Raw genomic sequence first — 8,055 nt, 5'->3', positions numbered from 1 at the left:
CCCGCCCGAACTCCCGCATGAAGCCCATCTCATCGGGGGAAAGCGGGCCCATGTCCACCGCCGCCAGGTTCTCTCGCAGCTCGGCTGCGCTGCGGGGCGCCGCGAGGACCACATCCACGTATGGGCTCGTGAGGCAGAACCGATAGCAGTCGCCCGGCGTCGCCACCCTGCCCTTCCAGCCGCGGGGCGCCCGCAATAACTGCCGCCAGGCCGTGGCTGTGTAGGCGACAACCATGGGGCGGCGCATCGCCAGGCGCGGGAAGATGTCCTGCTCCGCTCCCGGGTGGGCGGCGTTATAGCGGATCATGAGGAGATCGAGGATCGAATCCTCCGCGAGCTTTCCGGCCCGCGGACGGTTGTGTATCGAAACCCCCAACGCGCGGACCTTTCCCTCTTCGCGTAGCTTCACCATCTCTTCCCGCACCGCGCCGGTGAAGGCGGACATCTTCCCGAGCCAATAGAGCTGGAAGACATCGAGGTAGTCTGTGCCCAGCATCCGGAGGGCCCCCTCCGCGGCACGACGGATCGCACCGGGGAAATAGCCGGCAAGCGGGCCCGCAGAAACCGCGTACCGCTCCCGGTCGCGGGCGAGGGCCTCGCGGAGCGCCGCGGTAAGCGCTTTCATCCGTGTGCTCCAGAAAACGTACTGAATGCGTTCAAGCGCCTCGCGGCATCCGGCTTCGTCGAGGCCGAAGCTTCCCGAAATCCCCATCCGGAAGAGCCGCCGGCCGAGTCTGGGAACCTCTCGGTAAAGGAAGTCGTTCAATGGAGATAAACCTCAATCCGGATCATGTCGCAGAGAAATTCGGGTCCCTTGATGTGACGTTTTCTGGCACTTTCTCTTATTGATCCCGATTTCTTGCCCTAATTTTGTCTCTCCTGCCCCCACTCATTTCCGCTAACCTTTCGTTATTTAATAAGTATCCGTCTCTCGTCCTCCTTGGCATATTTCTTTCATGATGAATACGCAAGAAGGGGAAATCCGGGAACAGGAGGATCGGCACTTTGACATCACACCGGAGGGAAGACATGAGGCTCACTCTGTTCGTCGCATTCCTTATGTTGACGGTACCCGCCCTGGTGTGGGGCCTCCCCCTTTCCGAAAAGGAGACCATCGGCGTTGTGCGGAATTCCGGGGGGATCGCCACCGTCACCCGCGGGGAGCAGGTCTTCCAGGCCGCCGCAGGGACAAAACTCCTCGCCGGCGACACCTTGAGTACAGGTCCCGACGGGACGCTCGGCGTCATCCTGCGGGACAACTCCGTCCTCTCCTTGGGGCCGGGAAGCCGTCTGGTCGTCCTACGCTTCCTCTTCTCGCCCGCCGATGGGAAGCTAGGCCTGTTGGCGCGCTTCTCCAAGGGAACCCTGGCCTACATCTCGGGACTCATCGGCAAGCTTGCTCCCGAGTCGGTACGTTTCGAAACCCCGGTGGCTTCCATCGGGATCCGGGGGACCTACTTTGCAGTCAAGGTCGAGGAACCGGCTTCATAACCCAGCCGCTCCAGATTGACGGAGGTCTCCGCGAACCGGCCCATCCAGCGCATGCACCGGTTCGCATCCAGCGGGATTCCGACCACCGGGATCTTCCGTTTCATGCACGCGCGCATCCCCCATGCGAGTTCCGGGATGCACGCGATCCCCAGGACACCGAAGGCCCCCCTCCCCTCGAGACTTCGGAAAAGGCTTGAGAGCTCCGCGTTCTTCCAGATGTAGGGGTGGACCCCGGCTTCCCGCAGGAGTGCGCTGACGCGGTGGAGAAAGCAGATCTCCGAGCACCCTGCGCAGACGGCATCGAGATCCCCCGGGACGGATCGGCACTCCCTCCGGAAGTCCCGGAGACAGTGCGGCAGCAACGCGATCCGAAAATCGCTCTGCAGGAAGCGGTCCCGGTGGACCCGGTTCGCCAGCTCGATCTCGATCATGTGAAGGTGGTACTGCTCTTCCGTCGTCCAAAGCCTCCGGTCCGTCACGGATCGTACCGACAGGCCTTTCAGGTGCGTTCGAACGTTCATCGTATAAGGAGAGAGGGCATGGCCCAGCGATCGGAGGACGGAGGAGATTGCCGTTCCGTCCATTCGTCGCGCCGCCCCGGGGAGAAGCCGTTTCCTCCCGCCGGCGTTCCGGATCAGGGCGAGCAGCGACTCCTCTCCGGGAACGGTTCGGAGGAGTTCATCCGCAAGCCGGCGAACCCGGTCGTAATACGGTTCGGTCGAGAGGGCGTTTCCGAACAGCGAGTAGGTCTTCCCCGCGACGGGCACATAGGAGGGACCGGCAGCCTGGCTCGTCCCTGGCATTCCATTACCAAGACGCATGCTCTCCATTATACATTCGCCGACCGCGCCCCGGAGGACCCTGATCCGAAATCCGGTCGTGAGTGGGTCGTGCGAGCTTGAGGTCGCGATTTGCGACCTCAAGTATTTTGAGCGGCGGCCCAGATTCTTTTGGCGCGGGGTTTCAGCTTTTTCAGGGCATGTTCGGCGCGCAAGGCCGCCCCCCGGTCCGGATACCGCCGCATGCCGATGATTAAGAGAGGTTTCCTCATCCGGGTGAACCGCGATCCCTTCCCGGCCTGGTGCTCTCGGAAACGTGCTTCTGGGTCGACCGCTATTCCCGTGTAAATGAACCTGCCGGCGCACTCCAGCATGTAGACCCAGTAGGGCTTTTTCAAGCGATTCGTCGGATCGCGGCCACGACCTCCGCCGGCTCCATGCGGACGGAATAATTCGGATCCGCCTGTCCCGCCCGGATGATGCCGTTCTTGTCGATCACGTAGGTCGCGGGAACGGGAAGTTCCCACCGCCCCGCCCCATTGTATTTCTCCAGGTTGATTCCGAACTTCTCCAGGTAGAGCGCCTTGACGTCTGCAGGAACAATAAACCACAGCCGGTATTTCTTGAGCACCTCGCTCGTCGTGTCGCTAAGGATGTCGATGGGAACAGCGTGTTTCTCCGCCATCGTCAGCGTGTTATCCGGGAGTTCCGGGCTGATCGCCATCAGGTCGGCGCCAAGGGACCGGATCGCGGGCAATTCCTTCGCCAGAGCTGCCAGCTCCAGGTTGCAGTACGGTCACCAGACGCCACGGTAAAAGGAGAGGGCGATCGGGCCCCGGGCAAGCCGCTCGCTCAACCGGACCGTTTCCCCCCGATGGTTCGGAAGCGCGAAGTCCGGAGCCCGCTCCCCCACCGTCAAGCCGGCGGCCGTCCCCGCCGCCCGCAGTTCCTCTACCCCTTTCACCAGGATCGACTCGACATCGGCGGGCCGGTTCCGGGACGCGTTGAACTGCTCGATCTTTTCCTTCAGCGACATTCGGTTCCTCCCTATCCGATCTCTTTGCCGATCGAGTAGGCACGGCCAAGAAGCTTGCCTACCCCGTGGTAGGTGTTGATCTCCGGGTCGAAGAGGATCGGCCTCACCTTCTCGATGTCGGGGAGTCCCTTCTCGCCGAGCACGGATTCCTCCGCCTTCATATCCAAAATCTCCCCGACGAATTGGGTGTGCAGCCCGATCTCGAACGTATGGAGAAGCCGACACTCAAGGACGAGGGGAAATTCCTCGACATACGGTGCGTCCACGAGGGTACTCCGGACGGGAGTGAGCCCGGCGGCATGGAACTTGTCAACATTCTTCCCGGAAACGATCCCTATGTAATCCGCTTCCCGGGCATGGGTCTCGGAGGGGACGCTGATCGTGAACGCCTTTCGCCCTACAATGTTCCCATACGTGTAGGTGGCTTTCCGGAGGGAGACCGCCACGCATGGGGGACGTGAACAGCAGATCCCGCCCCAGGCGGCGGACATCGCATTCGGTTTCCCGTTCTTGTCATACGTCCCCACTACCCATACCGGGGTGGGAAAAACGAGCGTCTTTGCACCGAAGGACTTCTTCATGGAGATATCACCCCTTCCACATTCCTCTGCGCGCAGCGGCTTTCCTCGCCCAGGAGGCCAGTTGCTCTTGGTCCTCGACGATCTCTTCCGGCACCTCGTAGTACGACTTGAGGACCTGCTTCTCGCTTGGCGCGAAGGGACCCATTCCGTGCTTGCGGTAGTTCGCCCGCGTCGTTTCGTCGGTCTTGAAGTAGAGGCGCCCATCGTGGAGGATGCCGAAGAAGTCCGTCTCAAGGTAGAGACCGTAGCCGCCGAACATGGATCGGCAGCTCAAGCCCTCCAGGGACCGCAGTTGGTCGAGCACGAAGTCCCGATAGGAGTCCCCTTTCCTCCTTGCGCACACGATCGCCAACCTCTCAGAACTCATTCTGATTTCCCTTTAGATTTCGATCCGGGAGGAGCGGTTTCAGGGCCTATCCCCCTGGCGTCGCGCGGCACAGCGCCGAGGCCCTAACCCGGCCGTCCCCGGAAAAAGGAAATGCCCATCCCGTCAGTAGAGAGGCCTACACGCTTGGGGGAAGCAGAGCGCACCCTGGACGCTGACCGAGCGAAAAAGAAACTTCCTCTTGAACAAGAGGACAGCGCCTTCCTCGTCAGGTGACCCTGCCCATGTCGCAATGCCAAATCTTATGCGATAGCGTCCACTATGGCATTGAAGGTTGCGCTGGGACGCATTGCCTTGGACGTCTTTACCGGATCCGGATCGTAGTAGCCCCCGATATCCATCGGTTTCCTTTGGGCTCCGATCATCTCGTCGTATATTTTTGTCTCATTTTCTACCAGTTGTTTCGCCACCGGAGCGAAACGCGCCTGCAGCTGCTTATCCTTGGTCTGTGCGGCCAGCGCCTGCGCCCAATACAACCCGATGTAAGCATGGCTCCCTCTGTTATCGATCAGACCGACTTTACGAGCGGGAGACTTCTTGTTGTCCAGCAACTGCCCGATTGCCTGATCCAGCGTCTCTGCCAGGACGAGGGCCTTTTCATTCTTGAAGGTGTTTCCCAGATGTTCCAAGGATGCCGCAAACGCCGAAAATTCGCCAAGGGAATCCCATCGCAAATACCCTTCTTTTACAAACTGCTGGACATGTTTGGGCGCCGAGCCGCCGGCCCCCGTCTCGAACAGCCCTCCACCCTTCAGAAGGGGTACGACGGACAGCATTTTCGCGCTGGTGCTCAATTCGATGATCGGAAACAGGTCGGTGAGATAATCGCGCAATACGTTTCCGGTAACCGAAATCGTATCCTTCCCCGCCCGGAACCTTTCCAGCGAGAATTTCATCGCTTCGACCGGGGGCAGGATGTGGAATTCCAGACCCTTCGTATCGTGATCCTTCAGATATTTATTGATCTTTTCGATGATCTGCGCATCGTGCGCCCTGTTTTTGTCATGCCAGAAAACGGTGGGTGCCCCGGTCGCCCTTGCCCTTTTGACGGCAAGCTTCACCCAATCCCGGATCGGCTCATCCTTTACCTGGCACATCCTGAAGATATCCCCTTCTTCCACCTTCTGCTCCAGCAGGGTCGCCCCGGAAGCATCGACCACGCGGATCGTTCCGTTCCCTTGGGCCTGGAACGTCTTGTCGTGGGAACCGTACTCCTCGGCCTTTTGCGCCATAAGCCCCACGTTCGGAATGCTACCGACGGTCGCGGGATTGAACGCTCCGTTTTTCTTGCAGTCTTCTATGATCGTCCGATACGTCGTCGCGTAGCACCGGTCGGGAATCATCGCCTTCGTATCGTGAAGCTTCCCGTCCGGACCCCACATTTTCCCCGAGTCACGGACAACGACCGGCATCGACGCATCGATGATGATATCGTTCGGCACATGCAGGTTCGTGATGCCTTTATCGGAGTCGACCATCGCGAGCGGCGGCCGTTTTTTGTAAACTTCCTGGATGTCCGCTTCGATTTCCGCTCTCTTGGCTTCCGGCAGCTTCTGGATCTTTGCGTAAAGATCCCCCAGGGCGTTGTTCGGGTTCACGCCCAGCTCCTTGAATACCGCCGCATGTTTTTCGAAAACATCCTTGTAGTAGACGGAAACGGCCTGACCGAACATGATTGGATCCGATATCTTCATCATCGTGCATTTCAGGTGCAGCGACAGCAGCACGCCGCTCTTCTTCGCGTCTTCCATCTGTTCTTCGTAGAACTTCCGCAAGGCGCGACCATTCATCACGGTCGAATCGACCACTTCGCCTTCCAGCAGATCCAGCTTCTTTTTCAGGACCGTGACCTTTCCATCGCCGGCAACGAACTCGATCCTCACATCGGTGGCTTTTTTTATGGTGGTGGATTTTTCGTTGGCGTAGAAATCCCCGCCGCTCATATGGGCCACATGGGATTTGGAATCGCTGGCCCAGGCACCCATTTTGTGCGGATTTTTCTTCGCATAATTTTTCACCGAGAGCGGCGCTCTGCGATCCGAGTTCCCCTGCCGTAGAACCGGGTTGACGGCACTTCCGAGAACCTTGGCGAATCTTTCCTGGAGCGCTTTCTCCGCGTCGGTTTTCGGTTCCTCGGGATAGTCCGGGAGGTTATAGCCGTGCGCCCTCAACTCTTTGATCGCTTCCATCAACTGAGGAATGGAAGCACTGATATTGGGCAGCTTGATGATGTTGGCCTCCGGAGTCAGCGCAAGCTCACCCAATTGAGTCAGATAATCCGGCATTCGCTGGCTCTCGGTCAGGTAATCGGGAAAGTTTGCGATGATTCTGCCCGCAAGAGAGATGTCCCTCAATTCAACGGAAACGCCGGTTCCCTTTGTAAACGCCTGGATGACGGGAAGCAGGGAGTATGTCGCCAGTGCAGGTGCCTCATCGGTCTTTGTCCAAAGGATCTTCGCCGTTCCTGTTGTCATACTCTCTCCTTTAGTTTTTATTTCGATATCGCCGGTGTTGCCCATTATGCCGAAACCCTTCGGCAGCGCCGCAACGCCGAAAGGAACTGTTCCGGATCGTAGGCCACTACTGCGCGTTTGACTTCGTCAAAAGAAAGGGATCTTCCTCACCGAACACGGGTTCAACGGACACGCGAACACATATGCTGTATACAATATACATTAGACTGTCAAGAAAAAATCAACAGAAAAAAATCCATTCTCAGCAAAAATCCATTTTCGTGCCGGCTATGCCGTTCAGCATGACCTGCCCCCCTGTTTTTGACCAACCGGACAAGGGGATTTTCTCAAAGTTCCCTGTATTCCGAGTCCTAAGCTCTCTGTTCGGAGGAAGCAAGCGTTAGCCGGCGATCGGGATCCCCATTCCTATGTCTACTCGATCGCCTTCACGCTCTTGACAAAGTATCCTGTTTCCCCAAAGCAACTTGTGGGGATCCCGACGTGCTCTTCGTAATACAGGACAATTCGCCGGCCCATGGCCTGGTTGATCTGTGCTGCCACCCCATCCTCCCGGACGGAGAAGTAGAATTTCTCGGGCATCGACCCGGGGACAGCAACCATGGCCAGCTCGCCCTCCCAGGTCTTGCAGACCCACCCCTTTTTGGAAAACTTCTGTATGTAGCCGGCGCGTTCTCCCTTGGAATAGCTCCACGTCAAGGAGATCCAGGTGTAGCCGGCAAACAACAGCACCGCCACCAGGAGAAAACCGACTGTCCAGAGTCCCACGCGGGATTTTTCCGTTTTCAATTCCAAGTGCCGACCCTCCGGAGGATTGGGATGAAGAAATTGTACCGGACTGTCCAGGGAGGGTCTACTGCGATTGACCCGCCCTCCTGGTCGCCCCCGCCTGCAATGACCAAGAAATCTGCATCAGAAGCCAGATTCCTCGCGTCGGCGACCGCATTGCTGTCTCCGGACGGGCCGGCCAGACCGTTGCGCTTCCGCAAGCACAACTCGCCGCGAAGATCTGCGCAATGCGAGCACTTGCGCTCCTCCGACAAAAACTTGGCTCGCTGGATCCTATCCCCGGTTCTTGATTGAAGGGTACTTCCCCCGCGTTATACACTCGGTGTGAATCCAATCCTCGTCATTGGGGTGGCATATGCGAAGACCTTCCGGCGCCTTGATCCTGATCATCTTCTTGCTCCTAACTGGACTGGCGGTCGCGGAACCATTCGAGGATGCCACGAAAGCATACTATATTGGTGACTACGAGACCGCCTATCGCCTCATCAAGCCATTGGCCGAGCAGGGATTACCCGAAGCCCAG

The 8,055-nt window shown here is 58.6% G+C and carries 8 protein-coding genes and 1 pseudogene; 1 reads left to right on the top strand and 8 read right to left on the bottom strand.

The window, feature by feature from the left end; translation table 11 throughout:
• On the bottom strand, positions 1–766 hold a 766-nt coding region (locus A2Z13_07580; protein OGP79036.1), incomplete at its 3' end, for a hypothetical protein.
• A gap of 263 nt (positions 767–1,029) precedes the next feature.
• On the opposite strand from A2Z13_07580, the gene A2Z13_07575 reads away from it, so the two are divergent.
• Complete coding sequence (locus A2Z13_07575; GenBank protein ID OGP79035.1) at positions 1,030–1,491, top strand: hypothetical protein; 462 nt, start codon at positions 1,030–1,032, stop codon at positions 1,489–1,491.
• On the opposite strand, the gene A2Z13_07570 is transcribed toward A2Z13_07575, so the two are convergent.
• The 7 genes and pseudogenes from A2Z13_07570 to A2Z13_07540 all read right to left on the bottom strand — a co-directional run bounded on the left by A2Z13_07570 (position 1,455) and on the right by A2Z13_07540 (position 7,511).
• Positions 1,455–2,294 carry a hypothetical protein gene (locus A2Z13_07570; protein ID OGP79034.1) on the bottom strand — a complete coding sequence of 280 codons (840 nt, stop codon included), beginning with the start codon at positions 2,292–2,294 and terminating at the stop codon, positions 1,455–1,457. The genes A2Z13_07575 and A2Z13_07570 overlap by 37 nt on opposite strands.
• A 116-nt stretch (positions 2,295–2,410) precedes the next feature.
• On the bottom strand, positions 2,411–2,644 hold the full coding sequence (locus tag A2Z13_07565; protein ID OGP79052.1) for a hypothetical protein: 234 nt from the start codon (positions 2,642–2,644) through the stop codon (positions 2,411–2,413).
• Between the two features lie 20 nt (positions 2,645–2,664).
• Positions 2,665–3,306 (bottom strand): annotated as a pseudogene (locus A2Z13_07560) (hypothetical protein).
• 11 nt (positions 3,307–3,317) lie between these two features.
• Positions 3,318–3,887: a flavoredoxin gene (locus A2Z13_07555; protein OGP79033.1), complete on the bottom strand. Its 570-nt coding sequence runs from the start codon at positions 3,885–3,887 to the stop codon at positions 3,318–3,320.
• Between the two features lie 7 nt (positions 3,888–3,894).
• Positions 3,895–4,254, bottom strand: a complete 360-nt coding sequence (locus tag A2Z13_07550; GenBank protein OGP79032.1) for a hypothetical protein — start codon at positions 4,252–4,254, stop codon at positions 3,895–3,897.
• Between the two features lie 260 nt (positions 4,255–4,514).
• The gene (locus tag A2Z13_07545; GenBank protein ID OGP79031.1) at positions 4,515–6,746 is read right to left on the bottom strand and encodes an isocitrate dehydrogenase (NADP(+)); all 2,232 of its coding nucleotides are present in this window, start codon (positions 6,744–6,746) and stop codon (positions 4,515–4,517) included.
• A 411-nt stretch (positions 6,747–7,157) separates the two neighbouring features.
• A complete protein-coding gene (locus A2Z13_07540; GenBank protein OGP79051.1) occupies positions 7,158–7,511 on the bottom strand; it encodes a hypothetical protein in 354 nt (117 codons plus the stop codon).
• Positions 7,512–8,055: the final 544 nt, after the last annotated feature.

The sequence above is a fragment of the Deltaproteobacteria bacterium RBG_16_64_85 genome, from assembly GCA_001798885.1.
Taxonomy (GTDB): domain Bacteria; phylum Desulfobacterota; class Deferrimicrobia; order Deferrimicrobiales; family Deferrimicrobiaceae; genus FEB-35.
The sequence above is the reverse complement of the archived record's forward strand: the minus strand, read 5'-3'. Positions and strand labels throughout refer to the sequence as shown.

Coding starts and splice junctions, on each gene's coding strand:
- A2Z13_07545 (OGP79031.1), bottom strand. CDS start 6,746: ATGACAACAGGAACGGCGAAGATCCTTTGGACAAAGACCGATGAGGCA.
- A2Z13_07570 (OGP79034.1), bottom strand. CDS start 2,294: ATGCCAGGGACGAGCCAGGCTGCCGGTCCCTCCTATGTGCCCGTCGCG.
- A2Z13_07555 (OGP79033.1), bottom strand. CDS start 3,887: ATGAAGAAGTCCTTCGGTGCAAAGACGCTCGTTTTTCCCACCCCGGTA.
- A2Z13_07565 (OGP79052.1), bottom strand. CDS start 2,644: ATGCTGGAGTGCGCCGGCAGGTTCATTTACACGGGAATAGCGGTCGAC.
- A2Z13_07550 (OGP79032.1), bottom strand. CDS start 4,254: ATGAGTTCTGAGAGGTTGGCGATCGTGTGCGCAAGGAGGAAAGGGGAC.
- A2Z13_07575 (OGP79035.1), top strand. CDS start 1,030: ATGAGGCTCACTCTGTTCGTCGCATTCCTTATGTTGACGGTACCCGCC.